At 51.5% G+C, this 19,778-nt stretch carries 22 protein-coding genes; 7 read left to right on the forward strand and 15 right to left on the reverse strand.

Translation table 11 applies throughout. The features are described 5' to 3' along the window. From OEY64_10665 to OEY64_10725, 13 genes are all read right to left on the reverse strand, one after another. A partial coding sequence (locus OEY64_10665; GenBank protein ID MDH5543410.1) for a (2Fe-2S) ferredoxin domain-containing protein occupies positions 1 to 305 on the reverse strand: 305 nt, incomplete at its 3' end. A 176-nt stretch (positions 306 to 481) separates the two neighbouring features. Next, complete coding sequence (locus OEY64_10670; GenBank protein ID MDH5543411.1) at positions 482 to 1,567, reverse strand: response regulator; 1,086 nt, start codon at positions 1,565 to 1,567, stop codon at positions 482 to 484. A 97-nt stretch (positions 1,568 to 1,664) separates the two neighbouring features. Beyond that, positions 1,665 to 2,273 carry a transcriptional repressor LexA gene (gene lexA / locus OEY64_10675; GenBank protein MDH5543412.1) on the reverse strand — a complete coding sequence of 203 codons (609 nt, stop codon included), beginning with the start codon at positions 2,271 to 2,273 and terminating at the stop codon, positions 1,665 to 1,667. Positions 2,274 to 2,342: 69 nt separating this feature from the next. Beyond that, on the reverse strand, positions 2,343 to 2,522 hold the full coding sequence (locus OEY64_10680) for a hypothetical protein (protein ID MDH5543413.1): 180 nt from the start codon (positions 2,520 to 2,522) through the stop codon (positions 2,343 to 2,345). Positions 2,523 to 2,540: 18 nt separating this feature from the next. Then, positions 2,541 to 2,822 (reverse strand): GIY-YIG nuclease family protein, encoded by a 282-nt coding sequence (locus OEY64_10685; GenBank protein ID MDH5543414.1) that lies wholly within the window; start codon positions 2,820 to 2,822, stop codon positions 2,541 to 2,543. A 57-nt stretch (positions 2,823 to 2,879) separates the two neighbouring features. Further along, positions 2,880 to 3,044 carry a hypothetical protein gene (locus OEY64_10690; GenBank protein ID MDH5543415.1) on the reverse strand — a complete coding sequence of 55 codons (165 nt, stop codon included), beginning with the start codon at positions 3,042 to 3,044 and terminating at the stop codon, positions 2,880 to 2,882. A 189-nt stretch (positions 3,045 to 3,233) separates the two neighbouring features. Then, positions 3,234 to 4,880 (reverse strand): hypothetical protein, encoded by a 1,647-nt coding sequence (locus OEY64_10695; GenBank protein ID MDH5543416.1) that lies wholly within the window; start codon positions 4,878 to 4,880, stop codon positions 3,234 to 3,236. Between the two features lie 411 nt (positions 4,881 to 5,291). Continuing rightward, the gene (locus OEY64_10700) at positions 5,292 to 6,437 is read right to left on the reverse strand and encodes a hypothetical protein (GenBank protein ID MDH5543417.1); all 1,146 of its coding nucleotides are present in this window, start codon (positions 6,435 to 6,437) and stop codon (positions 5,292 to 5,294) included. A gap of 123 nt (positions 6,438 to 6,560) precedes the next feature. Further along, on the reverse strand, positions 6,561 to 6,887 hold the full coding sequence (locus OEY64_10705; GenBank protein MDH5543418.1) for a divalent-cation tolerance protein CutA: 327 nt from the start codon (positions 6,885 to 6,887) through the stop codon (positions 6,561 to 6,563). 5 nt (positions 6,888 to 6,892) lie between these two features. Further along, on the reverse strand, positions 6,893 to 7,078 hold the full coding sequence (locus OEY64_10710; protein ID MDH5543419.1) for a hypothetical protein: 186 nt from the start codon (positions 7,076 to 7,078) through the stop codon (positions 6,893 to 6,895). Between the two features lie 7 nt (positions 7,079 to 7,085). Then, a complete protein-coding gene (gene rimO, locus OEY64_10715) occupies positions 7,086 to 8,363 on the reverse strand; it encodes a 30S ribosomal protein S12 methylthiotransferase RimO (GenBank protein MDH5543420.1) in 1,278 nt (425 codons plus the stop codon). A gap of 23 nt (positions 8,364 to 8,386) precedes the next feature. Then, the gene (locus OEY64_10720) at positions 8,387 to 9,508 is read right to left on the reverse strand and encodes a hypothetical protein (GenBank protein MDH5543421.1); all 1,122 of its coding nucleotides are present in this window, start codon (positions 9,506 to 9,508) and stop codon (positions 8,387 to 8,389) included. Positions 9,509 to 9,537: 29 nt separating this feature from the next. Further along, positions 9,538 to 10,284: a CBS domain-containing protein gene (locus tag OEY64_10725; GenBank protein ID MDH5543422.1), complete on the reverse strand. Its 747-nt coding sequence runs from the start codon at positions 10,282 to 10,284 to the stop codon at positions 9,538 to 9,540. 244 nt (positions 10,285 to 10,528) lie between these two features. On the opposite strand from OEY64_10725, the gene OEY64_10730 reads away from it, so the two are divergent. The 7 genes from OEY64_10730 (at position 10,529) to OEY64_10760 (ending at position 17,878) form a co-directional block, all read left to right on the forward strand. Then, the gene (locus tag OEY64_10730; protein ID MDH5543423.1) at positions 10,529 to 11,194 is read left to right on the forward strand and encodes a methylenetetrahydrofolate reductase C-terminal domain-containing protein; all 666 of its coding nucleotides are present in this window, start codon (positions 10,529 to 10,531) and stop codon (positions 11,192 to 11,194) included. 9 nt (positions 11,195 to 11,203) lie between these two features. Continuing rightward, positions 11,204 to 12,079: a methylenetetrahydrofolate reductase gene (locus OEY64_10735; GenBank protein ID MDH5543424.1), complete on the forward strand. Its 876-nt coding sequence runs from the start codon at positions 11,204 to 11,206 to the stop codon at positions 12,077 to 12,079. Between the two features lie 5 nt (positions 12,080 to 12,084). After that, positions 12,085 to 12,960 carry a lipoyl synthase gene (lipA, locus tag OEY64_10740; protein ID MDH5543425.1) on the forward strand — a complete coding sequence of 292 codons (876 nt, stop codon included), beginning with the start codon at positions 12,085 to 12,087 and terminating at the stop codon, positions 12,958 to 12,960. Next, positions 12,957 to 14,129, forward strand: coding sequence for an aminotransferase class I/II-fold pyridoxal phosphate-dependent enzyme (locus tag OEY64_10745; protein ID MDH5543426.1), 1,173 nt, complete (start codon positions 12,957 to 12,959; stop codon positions 14,127 to 14,129). The genes lipA and OEY64_10745 overlap by 4 nt, the downstream gene beginning before the upstream one ends. Beyond that, positions 14,126 to 15,427 carry a homoserine dehydrogenase gene (locus OEY64_10750; protein ID MDH5543427.1) on the forward strand — a complete coding sequence of 434 codons (1,302 nt, stop codon included), beginning with the start codon at positions 14,126 to 14,128 and terminating at the stop codon, positions 15,425 to 15,427. Before OEY64_10745 ends, OEY64_10750 begins: the two co-directional genes overlap by 4 nt. A gap of 146 nt (positions 15,428 to 15,573) precedes the next feature. After that, entirely contained in the window at positions 15,574 to 16,785 is a 1,212-nt protein-coding gene (locus tag OEY64_10755) for a cofactor-independent phosphoglycerate mutase (protein ID MDH5543428.1), read from the forward strand. A gap of 1 nt (position 16,786) precedes the next feature. Beyond that, a complete protein-coding gene (locus OEY64_10760) occupies positions 16,787 to 17,878 on the forward strand; it encodes an aminopeptidase (protein MDH5543429.1) in 1,092 nt (363 codons plus the stop codon). Positions 17,879 to 17,933: 55 nt separating this feature from the next. Here OEY64_10760 and OEY64_10765 read toward each other — a convergent pair whose 3' ends face one another. Further along, positions 17,934 to 19,634, reverse strand: a complete 1,701-nt coding sequence (locus OEY64_10765; protein MDH5543430.1) for a GspE/PulE family protein — start codon at positions 19,632 to 19,634, stop codon at positions 17,934 to 17,936. After that, entirely contained in the window at positions 19,631 to 19,777 is a 147-nt protein-coding gene (locus OEY64_10770; GenBank protein MDH5543431.1) for a hypothetical protein, read from the reverse strand. The genes OEY64_10765 and OEY64_10770 overlap by 4 nt, the downstream gene beginning before the upstream one ends. Between the last annotated feature and the right edge of the window lies 1 nt (position 19,778).

Here is a 19,778-nt window from a genome sequence, read left to right on the forward strand (position 1 = left end):
ATAAGGTATTTTTCGAGCGCCTTCCCTTCGTTTACATGGCTGTTCCATATCTCATCCGCTTTTCCGGCATCGACCATGCCGTACCACAGGTCGTCGGGATAGACCGCTACCACCGGCCCCATACCGCAAGGCCCCAGACACGAGGTTACGGAGACTTTTACGGTATCGTACTTCTGCGTCTCCTGGAGTTTTCGGCTGAATGCGTTTATCGTTTCCGTGGCTCCCCTGTCGGCGCATGACCCCTTTGGGTGCCCGGCAGGCCTTTTGTTTCCACATACAAGAAAATGTATTTTCGGTTTCGGCATTTTTTCTCCTCTTTGTTTATCGTGTAACCGCTTTTACAAAGAGGAAAGTATAGCCTTTGACGTGGCGGGTGTAAAACAGTCAATGAGGCGATGTCCGTGGAGAGCCTCTCAATATCGCATTGCCCCATGCGGGATGTAACGTATATTAACCTCTCATTCTTCGGAAAACGCGCCCCTCATGCATACCCACCCTTTTCGACAACATGAAGGAATTCCTCCACCAGCGCCTGGTCGAGCTGTTTTCTGCTCTTCCTCAGTATCGAAGCGCTCTCGGCGTGGGAAAGGCTCGGCTTGTATACTCTCCTGTCGGAGAGGGCGACGTACATATCGACGATGGCGGACATCCGGGCCAAGGTTCCGATCTCCCCTTCGCGCAGTCCGCGCGGATACCCGGTGCCGTCGATTTTTTCATGATGGTTCCAGCATATTTCCATAACCGCTTCAGGAATACCTTCCGTCCTTTTCAATATCTCCATTCCGAAGTTTACATGACTTTTCATCTCTTCCCATTCGTGTGGCTTGAAGGCGCCCGGCTTGTTAAGAACTTTCAACGGAGTCCTTGCCTTCCCTACATCATGGATGATCCCCCCCTCCGTCACCGTCGCGATGTCTGAATCGCTAAACTCCTTTTTTGACCTGGCGAAGAGGGAGAGGAAAATCCCCACCCTCATGGAGTGGACGAAGGTGTAGCTGTCGTGCTCCTTCAGCGCCTCAAGGATCGGCTTAACCTTGTTTTTCCCGACGACATTCACTATCTCCCTGCCGGTGTTCCTGTAGTCGTCGTATGGAAGTGGCCTCCCTTTCAAAACCGCGTCGTGCCCCTTGTCGAGCGTTGTCAGTGTGAGCTTCAGCGCCTTCTCCTGTTCCGGCTCCAGTTTTTTCCATTTAGCCTCCTCCCTGCTGTTAGCCCATCGGCTTACCTTGTGGAGGAAGTGCCCGGAATCGAACGGCTTTATCACATAATCACACGCACCCAACTGCATGGCCTTCAACACCGAGGTCTGGTCGCTGAGAGCAGTTACCATGATGACGGGAGATGCCGCGCTTGCGCTTCCATTTCGAATCTCCTGCAGAACTTCATAACCGTCCATTTTCGGCATCATTACGTCCAGCAGGATGAGGTCGTAAAACACCCGCTGTGTGCTGGCAAGGCCAGCCGGCCCGTTTTCTGCAACATCTATCGCGTAGGAAAGTTTCTCAAGAGAATGTTTAAGCAGCATGCGCACAGCCGCATCATCGTCAATAATGAGCACGCGCTTCATGATGATCTCCTCGTCGAATTTATTGATACTGATTATTATATCCAGATACTTTCCATTCTACTTCAATTCCGGCGAGGAAAAAAACAGATGGAAAAAACTAGAAGCGGCGGAGGATGCCGATTACCTTCCCCTGTATCTGAACCTGTTCCGGCTCGAAATACATCGGCTCCATCTCCCTGTTCGCAGGCTGCAGGCGTATTCTATTGCTCTCGGGATAAAACCTTTTCAGTGTCGATTCGGAGCCGTCGATGAGCGCGACAACCTTGTCGCCGGGCCGGGCGGTATCGGCGCGCTGGACTATGACCATGTCGCCGTCGAGTATGTGATCCTCCATCATTGAATCACCCTTCACCTTCAGGACAAACGTGTCGCTGTCCGCAACCATCTCCTCGGGGAGGGATATCATCTCGGTGTCGGGGAAAGACTCTATCGGGCGTCCGGCGGCGATGGAACCGAGAACGGGAACCTTCACACCGACCTGAATCCCGCCATGCCCGGCAGGGATCACCTCGATGGAGCGATGCCTGTTCGGCGAGCGTCTTATCAGCCCGTTCTCCTCCATGTTTTTCAGATGCTGATGAATTGTCGCCGGAGAATTGATGGAAAACTTCTTCTGTATCTCGGCGATGCTGGGGGCGTATTCGTTCTCCTCCATGAAGGAGGAGATGAAATCGATGATCTCTTTCTGTCTCTTTGTAATCGACATGTATAAATAGTAACCGAAAATATAGCGAAAATCAAACATTAATACGAATGGAGAAAATATCAGGTCGTGTCATTGCGAACGGAGTGAAGCAATCCCTCCCACGCAAGAGAGACCGCCACGCTCGCTTCGCTTGCTCGCGATGACAACCACCACATCGTCATTGCGAACGGAGTGAAGCAATTTCTCCCACGCAAGAGAGACCGCCACGTTCGCTTCGCTTACTCGCGATGACAACCACCACATCGTCATGCTAAAAGCAATCTTGCTTTACCACTCCTCTGATAAGTCCCGCCATTCCCTATTATCGCTTTCAATCAACTCAACTTTTTTACTTCTTGATCCAGCTTTCAGCTGTTTCTCCCGTGCAATTGCATCCTTAATCGTCGAACAGACCTCGTAATACACCAATCGGTTTACATTATATTTGCTTGTAAACCCTTTGGTTATTTTCTTCTTATGTTCATACATTCTTCGCTCTAGATTATTAGTAACACCTATGTAAAGAACAGAAGACTTGCTTGCTAAAATATAAACATAGAAATATTTCATAAGATAATTTTCAATTTTATCTTAAATTTAATAGTTTTACAGGATTATGACACATCGTCATTGCGAACGGAGTAAAGCAATCTCTCCCACGCAAGAGAGATCGCCACGTTCGCTTCGCTTACTCGCGATGACAACCACCACATCGTCATTGCGAACGGAGTGAAGCAATCTCTCCCACGCAAGAGAGATCGCCACGCTCGCTTCGCTTGCTCGCGATGACAACCACCACATCGTCATTGCGAACGAGTGGATGAGAAAAAAGGGAACAGAGCCGGATCAACGCATTGATGCGCGGGTGGCAAAGAGTGAAAAAAGATTCTCGAAATGAGAGGGGGATAAAAAAAAAGGCCGGGGGAGCTTTTACACTCCCTCCGGCCCTTTAAGACTTTTCAGAACTACAGGAATACCTGCTTACTGTACAGTCAGGTAGTCTTCGCTCTGGTAGACATTACCTTCGGCGTCATAAATATCAAAGCCGATGGTGTATCCAACATTCAACTTGACAGCCGTAGCGGCAAGTGAATCGCTAACAGTTCCCGTGCCCCACAGGGTATTCATATTCAGAAGGAACACGGCCCCGGGGGTATTTCCGCCGAGATTGTTGTTTCCAACGGTAGCGGTCCCTGAACCGTCACAGGCATCTACAACCTGCCAGCTAGCACCGGACCACTGCCCTGTAATAGCTGTTGGCACATCGTTTTGCAGGGTTGTAACTATGTCTGTACCGTCGCCCACAGTGGTTGAGATCAACCTAACCGTTCCCCATACAAGCTCAGGGAATACAATTTTTGGAACGGCTGCACCAAGAACCGTCGCATCGCCAGCTTTAATGACAACAGCGGTATCACCGGCGGCGTTTGGCTTGTAGCAGTTGAAGTTATCAATAGTGATAACAGGTGTATTGCCGATCGTGCCTACACCAGACTGAGTGACATGAAAGCCTGTGCTAAGCGCCAACTGCTTGTCATCAGCCGATGTGCCTGCGTAATGAACCGTACCCTCGAGCGAGTATTGCTCCCCTTCGGTAAGCGGGGTGGCCGCGTCCGGAGTCACCGTCAACTTTGAACCGGTTACAGCGGCGGCAACGGTAATTTCCTCTACAGCAGGAAGGATGGTTGCCGTATGGGTCTGGAAATCGTTCCAGTACGACAGCGTCAACGTATCGGCATCAACCGTTATCGGGAGATTGTATATGATCTCGATCGGGTCGTCCGCTTTGATAAACGCAATTGGTGTACCGCCAGAATTTGCGCCGCCAATGCGGATGTTGTCTGTAACTACCGAGATAGTGGTATCCGGCCCGATAGGGAGAAGCGCCTTCGTTATAACATTAGTGGAGTTAACCCCTGCAGAAGAGAACGCAACAGTTGCTGTCTCGTGCGTCCATACGCCTTCCGCGTCGGTTACGTTTGTTACAAGCAAGTTTGTTGCCGCTCTTGGAATCGTGATGTCATAGGAACCTGGGGTGGTCGTAGATTCGGTCGCTACTACGTCCTCGAACCCAATTCCATTAGCGCCGCCGCCTGCCCAGTAAACAGTCGCGCCGGAAACCGCTGCGCCTGAAATGGAGTCGACAAGGTTAACCGTAACCGCGCGTCCCGCTTCAAGTGCAAACTGCTTGCTTTGTTCCACAGACAAATACATGTTGCTACCACAACTGGTGGAATGGCTTGAATTCGTCTGCATCAGGCCGGAGGCAAGTGTCGGCTGTACTACAATAGGCACTGTCGTGTAACAGGGGAGGCCGGTGATCTTGTACTCACCTGCTGTAGTCTCCGCCGCGCCGATCGAAGCCTTCTGCTGGGCTGGAATGCCGCCCGTCGTACCGGCGGAAGTGGTCACGCTAAGCCATGCACCGTTGACTTTGTAGTAGACCTTTGCGTCGGCCACACCTTCACGGGTATCGGCATCTATCACGCGCCCGGTAAGGGTTACCGAACTTTGCGGGTACAAATTAGTCTGTTCGATTACTGTTGTGCCCGCCTCGCTGCAGCCGAAGCCGGCGAACGGAAGGGCCATCAAGATGGCCAAAAAAGAACCTTTTAGAAATCTTCTCATTTTTTCAAAATCCCCATACAAATGGTTAATAAAACTAATTTGAAACTTGTCCACTCTCTCTCCCAATCGCATTCAATCCCTCACTATCAAATGCAACGTCCAAATTTTCAGTCTTAAACAATTTTTCCTTATTCCAAGGTCTCCTTTCCAGATTTAAGTGATATAAACTTAATTGAAACAAAACAACAGGTTTGTTTCATTGATAAAAAAACGCGGTAAATTATCTGGCATATCTTGTTCCAGTATAACAAATCCTTTCAATATTCCCAAATATCCCCCTTCGAATTGCCGAATAGATTCTCCGACATCCATTTCGCCATTAGGCAGACTGTCCCTGCATGGGAGCGCGGCAAGGGGGGATCATCGGGAGGATGACTTTGGGAGATCGCCGGGAAAACATCCAAGTCCCGCCTACCATGAGAAAAATTCAACGCTGTTCTTCGTAATGTAAACCATCTTCTTTCCGCTCCACGAGAGTTCAAAACTGCGCGCCCCGCCTTCCACAGGTGCGTACCAGAGCGGGTTCCCCTTTTCATCCCATCCGTTGAGCGATAAAACTCCATCTTTCTCGAATCCGGCGACAATATGGAAGCCGTTCTCCTTGCCCATGCCGGTAAGGACAACCTTCGAATCGCGTGCGCCGCTCCCTTTCACGGAGTAGTTCCAAACCGCCCCGCCATCGGAACGAAAGAGCGCCACGCTCTGCCCCCCCGCCCCATTACCGTAGGCGGCGCAGATAGAGCCGAGCCTTGAACAGCTGAGCGATACCGCCCCGCCATGAAAAGCGGCCACGCCAAGCTCTTCACCCTTGTCGTTGAAAAAATAAATTTTCCCCTTTTCCCCGCCGGTAGAAACCGCGAGGAGACCACCTTCAAGGAAAGAGGATGAGAGCGCGATAGGGGCGCCTGATATATCTCTTTTCCATATCTCCTTCCCCCCTTCCCAAAAAGCTACCGACCCTTTCGAAGCTATGAACGACGAGTCCGGATGATTCAGGAACGGGAAGATGATAAGCTCCACTCCGGCAGGGTATTTCCAAAGCTCCTTGCCGTCGCTGGAAACTACCGAATAGATACCACCCCTTTTTAGCGCGATGAACTGCCCGGTGTGGGACAAGACCGCCGACTCCGCTTTCCCCAGGTCGAACCTCTTCCCCGTTTTGCCGAATCCTTCGAAGAGAATGACCTCTCCATCTTCGGTTTGCGCAAGGATGTGCGAACCGGAACCGCTTGCTGAGAGCTCTTTTACTTTTCCTTTGATCTCCAGATCGCCTACCGCCTCACCGTTTTGATTGATGGCAAGAATAAGCTCCCTGTACGGCGCTCCCCCTTTTTCAAAATCGCGGGCAACGAAAAATATCCTCTCGCCATTGAACTGCGTGGCGAGGTTTCCAATATTCGCGGTTGTGAAACTCTTCCGCCTCGACCACTTCTTCTGCGCTGTCGGAGCTGGAACCGTTATTGACGCGTCATTCGACCACGGAAATTTTTCACATGCTCCAAGCGCCGGAAGAGCGGATATGAATAGAAGCGAAACGAGTATATTCCTGAAATTCATAATTCCTTTCAATAATAACATACCGGCCCGAAAAACGTGCCTGCCGTCAGAGATGAAAAATGAACCATAACTTCAAGAAAGAGAGCCGCGAACCTGTCGGGGCGCCTCGGAGGGAAGAAACCGCTACTGTGTGTTGGACTTTATCCAGTCGAGATAGCCTTCAAAACCGGCGATCATCGGCAAGGCTATGATCTCCGGCACCTCGTAGCTGTGAAGCGACCTGATCTCCGATGAAAGCTTTTCGAAAAGTTCCCTGCGCGTCTTTATGATAACGAGGCACTCCTCCCCCTTTTCCAGCTTCCCCTTCCACTCATAGATGGAGGTTACCCCTTTCACGATGTTGCAACAGGCGGCAAGCCTCTTTTCCACAAGGGCGGCGGATATCCTTTCCGCCTCGTCCGCGCTGGAAGCGGTCATAAGCGCCACGATAAAATCATCTGCTCTTTGCATGTTGCCTATGATTTAACACCAAAACTCTTCACAAGGAAATAGCCGGAGTAGAAAAAGAACAGGCCGGAAAAGGCAAGCCTGAACATGAAGCCGGTATCGTGCCACCACTGCCAGGTGATCAAGGAAGCCAGCACCGCTATCATTCCGAAAAGCTGCAGGAGCCTGCCGACATGGAACAAAAAAGCCTTCATAGCTTACTCAGACCTCTTCGCCGACCAGGTCGTACTCCATGCTCTCAACTATCTTCACCTTGATGATCTCCCCCGGATTAGCCGCGCATTCGCTCAGTATCACTTCGCCGTCCACCTCGGGGGCCTGCGTCTCAAGACGCCCGACCAGCAGATTGTTCCCGGCATCGAACCGCTCCACAAGAACGGGGAGAATTTTTCCGACCTTCCCCTTGTTCTTTTTTAAAGACACACTCTTCTGTATCTCCATCAGGCGGGCCTTCCTCTCTTCTTTCTCATCCCCGGAACATGTCTCCTCCATGTCGAAACCCCTTGTCCCTTTTTCGGGGGAATAGGTAAATACCCCTACATGGTCGAGCTCATTCTCCGAAAGGAACCGCTCAAGTTTTTGAAACTCCTTTTCACCCTCACCCGGGAACCCTGTGATGAACGCCGATCTTATTGCCGCATCCGGCATTGTGTGGCGGATTTTTTCTATCAGCCTTTTGATGTCGTCTTCGTTCTCCTGCCGCCCCATCTTCTTTAATACGCCACTATCTATATGTTGAAACGGCACATCCATGTAGGCGCAGAGCTTCGGCTCCGAGGCGACCAGTTCGATAAGCTCATCCGTTATCAATGTAGGATAGAGGTAATGAAGGCGCACCCACTTGGGATCTACTTCGACAACTTTTTTCAGGAGCTTCACGAGCCCCCCTTTTATTCCGAGGTCAAGGCCATAGCGGGTCGAATCCTGGGAAACGATGCAAATCTCTTTTATTCCATTTTTCACCAGCCGGCTTGCCTCAACGATGACGTCGTCAACAGGTCTGCTTTTCAGCGGCCCCCTTATGAGCGGAATAGAACAGAAGGAGCAGGAGTTTCCGCACCCTTCCGCGATCTTGAGATACGCGGATACCGCTCCCGGCTCTATCAAGCGGTCGGTATTCGCGGAATCGTAAATTTCGGAAACCTCGCCGTCTGAAAGCCCTACCAGGTAATCGACCTCCGGCAGTTCGGCCTGCATCTCCCCCCTGAAAAGCTCGACCATGCAGCCCATGACCGCGAGCTTCAGCGAGGGATTCTGTTTCTTCAACTCGGCGAGCTCCAGGATGGTATCGACCGTCTCTTCCCTTGCTTCGCCGAGAAATCCGCAGGAGTTGATAAGGATATATTCCGCTTCGGACGGATCCCCTACAATGACACAACCCTGCCCGACAAGCCTGGCCAATGTTTTTTCACTGTCGACCCGGTTCTTGGCGCATCCAAGCGATACCATGTAGATGCGGAGGTTCCTCAGTTTATTCATATTTACAGTTGCGAAATCGCGGACTAAACCGCCTGCGTGGTATTCGAGGAGGGCTGGCGCCTTATCCAAAGGCGAAAAAACGGATCTGCAAAGCCCCACTTTTTCCCATCCTTTATCAGGATCGATTTTGCCGCGAGCCCCCTCAGCGAAGCCTGGAGGTTCGTCGCGGTGCCGAAGCCGTATCTGTTAATGAAATATTCCGAATAGAGATTCTTGTCTCCATCCATGGCAAGTCCATAGAGAAGCGATTGTTGTCTGTCCTTATGCTGGTTCCAGAGAGCGTAATATGACGGCGCGCTGGAAACAAGGAACTCGTTCACCGCTTCATCCAGCGCCCCTTCCCACTCTATTGCGGCGCCGGTTTGGGAAACGGCTTTCTTCATCCTGCCTGAGAGAATAAGCGCGAGCTCTATCCTTCCTGATGTCACGGACAGTATCGAATCAAGCAGATCGCCCGGTATATCCTTGCCCGAATCCTTGAACCGCTTGCCGATAAAATCCCTCACCGCGCCGGGAGAGAAAATTTCATCCGCTCGGCGCTCCAACACTTGGCCGGATATGTTCCCCCCCAGCTTCCGGGCATCGGGAAGGATATCGTATCCCGTAAGGAGATACGATGTGATCGCCTGACGTCCGATCTTTTCAAGAAACATTTTCATCCCAGGTTTCCCCAATATCCCTTCCAGCCTTTCAAACCCGGAAAGGACGACGACGGATCTTTTGTTTTCTTCCATCCCCGCGAGTTCCGGCAGGTCGAGGATAGTTGACATCAGTTTGGAGATCTCCGATTTCGCCGGAACGTCAAAAGACATTCCACCCTCTGCAGTCCTGTCGATATTCAGCCGTCCACCCATCGCAAGCCTCTTGATCATCCCCGCCTTTTTCCCCTCGTCTTCAAACGCATCGACCAGGGCCCTTGCCAGTACGATGGCAAAATGCCATATCCCGGTAACCATCTGGAGGTCTACATGGAAAACAATGAAATCCTTTCGGAGGCGTTTCGACAGGCTTTGGGCAAAAAGCGATTCGCCGCTAAAAGGCTTGAAATCAAATCCGCAGTGAAGATTCCTCCCCAGCGCGTCGGAAACCTCCGCGAAACTTTCTTCGGGAAAGATCGTATCGAAAATATTATCGGGATCTGGCATTTTCAATCGTTAAAGTCCGATATCAAAGTCTATAGCTGAGCCTGCACGATGTATGTGACAAGCTCCCTCATGGAAACAACCCCGGTAAAATTCCCCGCATCATCGGAGAGGATGATGTTCCTGAAATCGTTTTTGACCATGTTTATCACCGATTCCCTCAGCGAATCGGTATCCTGCGCGCCGCAGAATTTCTTTATCATCTTATCTTCCGCCTTGAACTTGAGCGGGTCCTTGAACTTGGCCGCCAGATCCACGAAGAGCGATTCATTGATTATTCCTACCGGTTTCCGGTTTTTTAATATCACCGTGCAGCTGCGCCTCTCTTCCATCATCATTTTGGCTATTTTTCTGAGGGGAGTGGATGGCGTAGCGGTCAGCCCACCCATTGAAATCGTTGCCATAGAGGACCTGTGGTTGAGGGATGTAAGCGTATAGCTCTTTACCACGTCGAGATCGGTCACTATCCCGCATAACGGCCCCCCCTCCTGTATGACGATGAACCTTCTCATGTCCATGCTTCTCATCTGCCGGGCGGCTGTTATGAACTCGTCATTCTCGCTTACGGGGAGCACAGGGGTGTGCATCACCGATTCCACCGTGTTTTTGTCCAAATCTATATTTGACAGAAGAGCGCTGAGTAGATCCCTCCTTGTGAAGATACCTATCGGGATCTTCTTTTCAGTAATGACTATACCGCCGATTTTCTTATCGGCCATCCGCTTTACTGTTTCCTTTATGGTCGCGGTCCGTCTGCCGGTCACAACCGGCTTGGACATTATTTCCCTTATTTTCAAATACTAAATCCTCGTGGCAAGAAAAGTTCTAAATGCGAAAATTCCACTCTTGGGCCTTGACCCATTAGGTGCATAATATTTCAATTGGCATGGTATTTACAACTACTTAACAAAACTCCAGCTTTTTGCCGCCTGCATAACATGGGAAAATATATTTATCTCTTCCCCTGCAAAATATCACTCAGGAAGGTGCGGACATCAATCAGCGCGTGTATAATTGCCCCCTATGATTATTACAAAACAAAAATCGCTGGAAGATATCAAAAAGGCCATCGGCGATGTGAGATCTGTTTTCCTTGTCGGTTGCGGGGACTGCGCCACCCTCTGCCATACTGGGGGCGATGAAGACCTGAGGGAAATGACCAAGATACTGAATGCCGAAGGGATTGAAGTTACAGGCCAAGCAACCGTGCCCGCCACCTGCCACGAGCTTGATACGAAAAGAATACTGAGAAAAGAGAAGGAAGCGGTCGAAAAGGCCGAAGGGATACTGGTAATGGCGTGCGGAGCCGGGATACAGGCTGTCGGCGACAACAGCGAAAAACTCACCGTAAGCGGGTGCGACTCCCTCTTCATCGGAAACTCGCGAAGGCAGATGCATTTTTACGAGAAATGTTCCGCGTGCGGAAATTGCGTGCTGAACATGACCGGAGGGATATGCCCCGAAACAAGATGCCCAAAGGCGCTTCTGAACGGTCCATGCGGAGGAGCGGTAAACGGCAAGTGCGAAGTAGACCATGAACAGAACTGCGTATGGATAGAGATTTACGAACGCCTCGTGAAGGTGGGGAGACTCGACCTGATGGGGGAGATAATCAGGCCGAAAGATTTCCGCGCATCCGGAAAACCGAGACGGCTTGTTGAACCGCGTAACGCTTCGGGTAAGCGGTAGAGCAACGCCGTGTCTCTAAAGGAAAAACTTGATAGCTCTCTTTTTGCCGTCACGGCGGAAATAGCCCCTCCAAAGGGGAGCGACCCCGAAAAGAGCCTCGCTACCGCCGAAAAGATCGCCGGGCGCGTTGACGGAATAAACGTAACGGACAACCAGCGCGCAGTGGTAAGGATGTCGGCGCTCGCATTCTGCAAACACCTCATTGACGCGGGTTGCGAACCGATTCTCCAGGTATGCGGACGCGACAGGAACCGGCTCGCCATACAGTCGGACCTCCTCGGCGCCTACTCATTCGGAATTAAGAACATCTGCCTCATGACGGGGGATCACACCGCTCTTGGAGATGCTCCCGGAGCGAAGCCGGTATTCGACCTCGATTCTGTCCAGCTGATCCAAATGGCGACCGACCTCTCCAGAGGTATTTCCATAACTGGCCAAAAATTGAAAAATTTCCCCGACTTCCTTATCGGAGGAGTTATCAACCCGTTCTACAGCCCTATAGAGATGGAGATGCTCAAGACAAGGAAAAAGATCTCAGCGGGGGCCTCATTTTTCCAGACACAGCCGTTTTTCGATACTGCGTCGCTTAAGGCTTTCATCGATACGGTTAAACCGCTGAACACGAAAATACTCGTCGGGATAACACCGATAAAATCGCTAACGATGGCAGCGTTCCTGAATGACAACGTCCTCACAACGCCTATCCCCGATAATTTGATGAAGCGGATCGAAGGGGCGAAGGACCAGGCCGGGGAAGGGCTGAAAATTGCCGCGGAATTGGTAAATGAGATCAAAAGCGGTATCGACGGCGTAAGCGGGGTCCACCTCATGCCGATAGGACAGGTGGAAAAGCTCCCGATGCTTCTTGAGATGACCGGATGCTAGGATCTATGGAAAAAGCCCTGCCGCTCCGAACGAAAAAACCGGATTGGCTCAGGAAAAAACTGTCATTCAACGAGACCGCGGAGATAAAGCGGAGCCTGAGAAAAAAAAATCTGCATACCGTCTGCGAATCGGCCCGATGCCCGAATATTGGCGAATGCTTCAGCCGAAAAACTGCAACGTTCATGATACTTGGCGATATCTGCAATCGCACCTGTGGCTACTGCGCTGTTCAAAGAGGAATCCCAGCATCACCCGATCCATCCGAGCCGGATAACATCGCCCGCATGGTAAAAGAGCTTGGGATAACGCACGCAGTTATTACTTCCGTAACGAGGGACGACCTTCACGACGGGGGGGCAGAGCAGTTTGCCAAAACCGTACGCGCTGTCAGAAGGGATAATCCTTCCACGATGATCGAACTCCTCATCCCCGACTTCAAGGGGGATACGGACGCGCTTGACGCAGTCCTCCGTGAAAAGCCGGAGATACTGAACCACAACATTGAAACTGTTGAACGGCTCTACCCCCTTATCAGGCCGCAGGCGGATTTTACGCGCTCTATCGGCGTCCTTAAGCGTTCTTCGCTGAGGAATGTGACCGTAAAATCGGGTATCATGATCGGATTTGGAGAAGAAGAAAAGGAACTTATGACAACATTTGAAAATTTGAAAGACGCTGGCGTGGAAATATTGACCATCGGACAATACCTCTCCCCGTCGAAAGGACACCTCCCCGTAGCGGAATACTTTCCGCAGGAACGATTCGACACCCTGGCTGAATCGGCGCGGTCGATCGGGATACCGACCGTATTCTCCGCCCCGTTTGTGCGGAGTTCGTATATGGCCGAAGATGTGGCCAAACTGGAAAAGAGCGGCTCATGAAGTTCAATTTCGCAAGGATAGACCGCCTCCCGCCGTATGTGCTGGCTGAAGTAACACGCCTGCGCGATGAAGCGAGAAGGCGTGGCGAGGACATTATCGATTTCGGTATGGGAAATCCAGACATGCCGACACCACAGCACATTGTCGACAAGATGATCGATGCCACCCGAAAGGGGCACAACCATCGCTACTCCGCATCACGCGGCATCAAAATGCTCCGGCAGAGGATCACGGACTGGTATATGAAAAACCACGGCGTAAGCCTGAATCCCGACACCGAAACGGTGGTGACCATCGGATCGAAGGAAGGGATATCCCACCTTATGCTTGCCTGCATAGGGCCGGGGGATACTGTGCTTGTCCCGACCCCGACATACTCCATACATACATACGCCGTAGTGATAGCAAACGGCGACGTGATCTCCGTTCCCCTCAGGCAGGGCGAAGATTTCTTTGAAAAACTTCTTGAGGCTTTCAGTAGCGCATGGCCAAGACCGAAGGCGCTTCTACTGAACTATCCGCACAACCCTACGACGGCATGTGTAGATTCCGAATTTTTCGTGAAGGTTGTCGCCTTTGCCAAGGAGCACGAGGTGATGGTTATTCACGATTTCGCCTACGCCGACATCCTGTTCGACGGCTATAAGGCTCCGAGCTTCCTTGCCACCCCCGGCGCCAAGGATGTCGGAGTGGAGATGTTTACACTCTCGAAAAGCTACAACATGCCGGGATGGCGTGTCGGGTTCTGTTGCGGCAACAGGGAGATGGTTCAGGCGCTTACCCGTTTGAAGGGATACCTCGATTACGGGATGTTCCAGCCGATACAGATAGCAAGCATCATCGCGCTTGAAAGCGAGAGAAAGGTCGTCGAGGATATCTCGGAGGTTTACAAAAAACGTAGAGATGTGCTTATTGACGGGCTGGCGCGAATAGGGTGGAAGATCGAAAAACCGAAAGCAACGATGTTCGTATGGGCGCCCCTCCCGGAAAAATTCAGGGATATGGGCTCGATGGAGTTCAGCAAAAAACTCCTTGCCGAGGCCAAGGTAGCGGTTTCGCCCGGTCTCGGCTTTGGAAAGGAAGGGGACGGGTTTGTGCGATTCGCCCTGGTGGAAAACGAACACAGGACAAGGCAGGCGATACGCGGAATCAAGGGGATACTTTCATGAAGAAGATCGGCGTAGGCATTCTCGGATGCGGGGTCATCGGCTCAGCAGTGGTGAAAAACCTCATTCTCGGCGCGGAGGATATCTCACGCAGGTGCGGCCTTGAGGTGGAGATCAAAAAGATCGCCGAGCTTGATTTCGGCAGGAAAAAAGGGGTACCGGAAAGTGCGGGCCCTCTATTCACAAAAGACCTCAACGAAATAATCGCCTCGAAAGAGATAGATATCGTGGTGGAACTCATGGGTGGGCTAGACTTCGCCTTCGAAACAATAATAAAGGCGATCAAGGCTGGAAAACATATAGTTACCGCGAATAAACACCTGATAGCAAAGAAGGGTGAAAAGATTTACGAAGAAGCCCAAAAGGCTGGCGTGGAATTCTGCTTCGAGGCGAGCGTGGCAGGAGCGGTGCCGATTATCCGAACTCTCAAGGAAGGGATCGTCGCCGGGAAGATACATTCCGTACTAGGGATCATCAACGGAACCGCTAACTACATTCTTACGAAAATGACCGAATCGAACGCGAACTTCGCCGACGTCCTCGCGGAAGCCCAACGGCTCGGCTACGCGGAAAAAGATCCTACCTTCGACATTGAAGGGATAGACGCGGCGCACAAGATCGCCATCATGGCGTCGCTCTCGTTCGGCACCCCGGTAGACTTCGATTCAATACTTGTCGAAGGAATATCAAGACTGAATTCCGACGATTTCGACTACGCAAAAAAGTTCGACAAGGTGATAAAGCTCCTCGGCATCGCCCGGATGGATAACGGAAAGATAGACGTGCGGGTGCACCCGGCGATGCTGGACTGCGGCGAACCTCTCGCGAAGGTCAACGGCGTAACAAACGCTGTGGAACTGAAAGTCTCGCACGCCGACGAACTTATGCTTATCGGTCCCGGCGCGGGGGGGGATGCCACCTCGAGCGCCGTTATCGCCGATATCGTGGAAATAGCGCGGAACATAAACAGCGGATCGGTAGGGCGCGTGGCCCCCGCGGCTTTCATCCAGTCCGCGAGAAAAAATCTGCCTATGAAACCTATCGAAGAGATCGAATGCTGTTACTACCTCCGCTTCTATGTGGAGGACAGGCCCGGAGTTCTCGCAAGCATGGCGAAAATACTGGGGGACAACAATATAAGCATCTCCACCGCTTACCAGAAGGATGTTCATGGCGACACTGTACCGCTGATGATAACCACCCACACGGCGCTCGAAAAAAATATCCGCGCGGCGGTGGAGAAGATAGACAAGCTTGAAACGACAAAAGACAAGACCGTTATCATCCGCCTGGAAGAGTGATCGTCCGTAATTCGATAAATCTTCTTTCGTTGTCCCGGCAACCCACCCCTTTCCTGAATTTTATCCGCCACCTGCGCAAGCCGCGCATTTCTCCAATTTGCCTCTTTAAGGTAGAATTCAATCTATAACTAACCGGAAGGACAAAAATGAAAGACAGCGGAAAAAGAATTATTCTCCTCGGCGACGGAATGCCCGATAGACCCCTCGAACAGCTAGGCGGAAAAACACCTCTCCAGGCGGCAAAGACACCAAACATGGACAGGATGGCGCGTGAAGGGAGCGCAGGCTTTGTTCACACCGTGCCGGAGGGGTTTGAGCCGGGTTCGGACGTGACCAACATGGGGCTACTCGGATACGACCCGAAGAAATACTACACCGGACGCGCACCTCTTGAAGCGGCGGGGATGCACATTCCGCTTGGCAAAAACGACGTGGCATACCGGTGCAACCTCGTTACCCTTTCTCCTACCGCCGAAGGGGTTTTCATGGAGGACTTCTCCGCCGGGCACATCTCGTCCGGCGAAGCGGCTCAGCTGATAAAAGCTTTAAACGATTACTTCGGCAAGGGGGACATAGAGTTCCACCCCGGTGTAAGTTACCGGCACCTGATGATATGGAAAAACGGAAATGAAAAGGCCGAAACCACTCCACCGCACGATATTACAGGGAAGAGCATAAGAAATTATCTTCCGCGCGGCGATGCCGGGGAGAGGCTCAACATGATCACCACCGAAGCGCAGATAATTTTGAAACCGCATTCCGTAAACGTAAAGAGAAAGGACGACGGGAAATCCGAAGCGAACTCCATCTGGCTCTGGGGACAGGGGAAAGCCCCCTCAATGCCGAAGCTGAAGGATTTCCGCGGGATCACCGGGACCATGATCTCGGCTGTCGACCTGATGAAGGGGCTCGGCGTTCTCGCCGGGATGGACGTGATAAACGTCGAGGGAGCGACAGGGTTCATCGACACCAATTACGAAGGGAAGATGCGCGCGGCGAAGGAAGGTCTTGCGAAAAACGATTTCGTATACATCCACATCGAATCGCCGGACGAATCGGGCCACCAGGGCTCCATCGAAAACAAGATAAGGGCGATCGAAGATTTCGACGCGAAGATAGTCGGCCCGCTCCTTGATGAGATTGCCAGACTGAACGGAAGGGCGATAGTTTTATCCGACCACCCTACACCGATAGAACTGATGACACATACCACAGACCCGGTGCCGTTCGCTATCTGGCCGAAACTCAACGGCGCTTCGGCATCAGCCCCCGCGTTTGACGAATCGATCATCACCATGAACGGCTCGATGAAAATCGCAAACGGTTACGAGCTCTTCGAGAGATTCACGGAAAAATAGTTTGCCAATTCGAGTCATTAGAGGAAGTCTGCTTATATGCGCGCTCTGCGCCTCTGCACTCCTTCTTACATCGTGCAACACATCGGCATATTACTCGCAGGCGGTTACAGGACATCTTAAACTGTACGCGAAACGAAAGCCGATAGAAAAAGTTCTAAGGGATGAGGAGGTCTCCGGCGATCTAAAGGAGAAGCTCAACAAGGTAAGGAAGATACGCGCTTTCGCGACCGCCGAAATGAAACTGCCGGACAACGGAAGTTTTACGGGATATGTCGAACTGGACAGAAGGTATCTTGCATGGAGCGTGGTCGCCACACCTGAATTTTCCCTATCCCCATTGAAATGGTGCTTCCCTGTTGCGGGTTGCGTTAGTTATCGCGGGTATTTCAACCGGGAAGACGCCGACGCTTTCGCTGAGACCCTGCGCGAGGAGGGGTATGATGTTTCGGTCCTCCCGATCGCGGCGTACTCGACGCTTGGATGGTTCGACGATCCGGTGCTGAGCACATTCCTCTCCTGGCCGGAACAGAACCTTGCAGGATTGATAATCCACGAGCTTACACATGCCAAGATATATATAAAAGACGATTCTGTGTTCAACGAATCGCTTGCGAGCGTTGTGGAACACGAAGGGGTGATGCGATGGGTAAAAAGCAACGGCAATGAAGCGCAGTTGAACGCCTACAACGATTTTCAGAAAAGAAAAGCGATGTTCGCCGGGAATGTCATGAAATACCGGGAGCGATTGAAAACGGTTTACGATTCCGGAGCGGGGCCGGATGAAATGCGCGACATGAAAAAAACAATATTGAACGAGATGCTGGAGGAATACCGGAGGGAATCGGCAACTCCCGGAACCAGAAGCGAATACCGCCAAATGTTCTATAAGGATCTGAACAACGCAAAACTCGCTTCCGTATACACCTATTACGACCTTGTACCCTCCTTCAGGAGGCTTCTTGACTTAAAAAACGGGAACCTTGATGAGTTTTACGCTGAGGTGAATGAAATCGGCGCACTCCCAAAAGAGGAGCGCGAACATCGGCTGAACGCGCTGATCCCCGCAGAGGCAAAGCACGCGGGTAGAGAATAGCAACGCATCTTCTCTTTGACGTCGTCACTTCAGTCCCGCTAACGGACCTGTTTTTCTACTCCTCGAAATAGGCGACGCGGTCAATCTCATCGATCGTAGTTAATCCCCGGAGGACCTTCTTGATACCATCGTATCGCAGATTCAGATACCCCTCTTCCTCGGCCGCTCTCTTCAATTCCAGAGTGGAGGCGTTCGCTATCACCATCTCTCTCAATCGCTCGGTAACAAAGATCATTTCATGGATCCCGATCCGCCCCTTGTAACCGCTCCCGTTGCAGATCTGGCAACCCTTTGGCCGACAGAACTTGACCTCGGTCTTTCCGTCCCACTCGAAAAGCTCGTCCATCTCTTTTCTGGACGGCGTGTAGCTCTCCTTGCAGTTGTCGCAAAGCATTCTCGCAAGCCTTTGCGACATCACGCCGATAATTGATGGCCCGACGATGAAAGGCTCTACCCCTATCTCTATAAGCCGCGTGACCGCCTGTATGGCGTTGTTGGTATGCAGGGTTGAAAGGACCAGGTGCCCTGTAAGCGCCGCCTCGGTCGCCATTTTTGCCGTTTCCAGGTCTCGTATCTCCCCTATCAGTATTACATCCGGATCCTGCCTCAATATCGAGCGGAGCACCGTGGAAAAATTAAGGCCTATCGAATGGTTTATCTGCACCTGGTTGATCCCGGGGACTGAGTATTCGACAGGATCCTCTACTGTCATTACATTCAATTCCGGTTTGCTGATCCGCTTCAAGGTGGAGAAGAGTGTTGTTGTCTTTCCGCTACCTGTCGGCCCGGTGACGAAGAATACGCCGTTGGATGATTTCACAAGCCTGATGACCTTGTCATAGATCGCTTTTGAAAGGTAAATATCCTCAAGCTCCGGCACGGTACGCACCTGCACTTCACCAAGGATCCTCAGCACCGCCTTTTCCCCGAAAACGGTGGGCGCCGTAGAGACCCTGAAGTCGACCGTTTTTTTTGAGAGTAGAATGCTTATCCTTCCGTCCTGAGGTTTGCGTCTCTCCGAGATATCCATTCCGCCAAGGATCTTTATTCGCGATATCAGGGGGGCGTGCAGATCCTTGAACAGTTTCACCCTCTCCCGCATCAGGCCGTCTACGCGGAAACGGATACGCACCTGCTTTTCAGTCGGTTCGATATGGATGTCGCTGGCCCCCTCCTTCACTCCAAGGAGGAGAATCGACTGTGAAAAATCGATGACCGACTGATCCCCCGCCATCCTGTTCAATTCGACTGCGGTTATCTCCCTGCCGGGAGTTATGAGTTTTGAAACGTCGATCTTCCCTAGCTGTTCTTCGAGTTCGTGAACGGTCTTGTACTGGATCTCAATCGTATCGAGAATATCCTCGCGGAATGCGAACGACGGGCTTATTTTCGCGCCGGTTATTTTTTCCGCCTCCTTTATCACTTTTTGATCCAGAGGATTCGACATCACGGCGGTTATCGCATCTCCTAGCTGATAAACGAGCACTATCTCATGTTTTTTTGAGAATTCCTTTGGTAACTTGGAAATTACTTCGGGGCGGAACAGTGTTTCATTGCAGTCGAGCCACGCAAATCCGAACCCGTCGCCATACAGCATCCCCCCCTCTTCCCTTGAGACAAGCCCCTCGCCGATAATGTGAATGAGTATTTCATATGTGTCCTGCTTGTACTGTCTGAGGAGAAGGTTCAGGACTTTTTCATCGACAATTTTCTTCTCGACTAGAATACTCAGGAATTTCTGGTTTTTATGGCTCATTTGCCGGTTTCTTTTTTTCTTTTCTCTTCGAGCATTTTTCTGATGTCGGCCTGTGAGGCCCATTTTTTCTCAATCACGACATGAATCTTGCTGTCTTCCTTTATCTCTTCCAGCATCTTCGCAAGATTGTATTTTACCGGCATG

This window comes from Nitrospinota bacterium, assembly GCA_029881495.1.
In the GTDB taxonomy this organism is placed as follows: Bacteria; Nitrospinota_A; UBA7883; order JACRGQ01; family JACRGQ01; genus JAOUMJ01.

Excerpts from the sequence above, each read along its gene's own strand:
- OEY64_10670 (MDH5543411.1), bottom strand. The coding sequence starts at position 1,567 with ATGAAGCGCGTGCTCATTATTGACGATGATGCGGCTGTGCGCATGCTG.
- lexA (MDH5543412.1), bottom strand. The coding sequence starts at position 2,273 with ATGTCGATTACAAAGAGACAGAAAGAGATCATCGATTTCATCTCCTCC.
- OEY64_10680 (MDH5543413.1), bottom strand. The coding sequence starts at position 2,522 with ATGACGATGTGGTGGTTGTCATCGCGAGTAAGCGAAGCGAACGTGGCG.
- OEY64_10685 (MDH5543414.1), bottom strand. The coding sequence starts at position 2,822 with ATGAAATATTTCTATGTTTATATTTTAGCAAGCAAGTCTTCTGTTCTT.
- OEY64_10695 (MDH5543416.1), bottom strand. The coding sequence starts at position 4,880 with ATGAGAAGATTTCTAAAAGGTTCTTTTTTGGCCATCTTGATGGCCCTT.
- OEY64_10700 (MDH5543417.1), bottom strand. The coding sequence starts at position 6,437 with ATGAATTTCAGGAATATACTCGTTTCGCTTCTATTCATATCCGCTCTT.
- OEY64_10705 (MDH5543418.1), bottom strand. The coding sequence starts at position 6,887 with ATGCAAAGAGCAGATGATTTTATCGTGGCGCTTATGACCGCTTCCAGC.
- OEY64_10710 (MDH5543419.1), bottom strand. The coding sequence starts at position 7,078 with ATGAAGGCTTTTTTGTTCCATGTCGGCAGGCTCCTGCAGCTTTTCGGA.
- rimO (MDH5543420.1), bottom strand. The coding sequence starts at position 8,363 with ATGAATAAACTGAGGAACCTCCGCATCTACATGGTATCGCTTGGATGC.
- OEY64_10720 (MDH5543421.1), bottom strand. The coding sequence starts at position 9,508 with ATGCCAGATCCCGATAATATTTTCGATACGATCTTTCCCGAAGAAAGT.
- OEY64_10725 (MDH5543422.1), bottom strand. The coding sequence starts at position 10,284 with ATGTCCAAGCCGGTTGTGACCGGCAGACGGACCGCGACCATAAAGGAA.
- OEY64_10730 (MDH5543423.1), top strand. The coding sequence starts at position 10,529 with ATGATTATTACAAAACAAAAATCGCTGGAAGATATCAAAAAGGCCATC.
- lipA (MDH5543425.1), top strand. The coding sequence starts at position 12,085 with ATGGAAAAAGCCCTGCCGCTCCGAACGAAAAAACCGGATTGGCTCAGG.
- OEY64_10745 (MDH5543426.1), top strand. The coding sequence starts at position 12,957 with ATGAAGTTCAATTTCGCAAGGATAGACCGCCTCCCGCCGTATGTGCTG.
- OEY64_10750 (MDH5543427.1), top strand. The coding sequence starts at position 14,126 with ATGAAGAAGATCGGCGTAGGCATTCTCGGATGCGGGGTCATCGGCTCA.
- OEY64_10755 (MDH5543428.1), top strand. The coding sequence starts at position 15,574 with ATGAAAGACAGCGGAAAAAGAATTATTCTCCTCGGCGACGGAATGCCC.
- OEY64_10765 (MDH5543430.1), bottom strand. The coding sequence starts at position 19,634 with ATGAGCCATAAAAACCAGAAATTCCTGAGTATTCTAGTCGAGAAGAAA.
- OEY64_10770 (MDH5543431.1), bottom strand. The coding sequence starts at position 19,777 with ATGCCGGTAAAATACAATCTTGCGAAGATGCTGGAAGAGATAAAGGAA.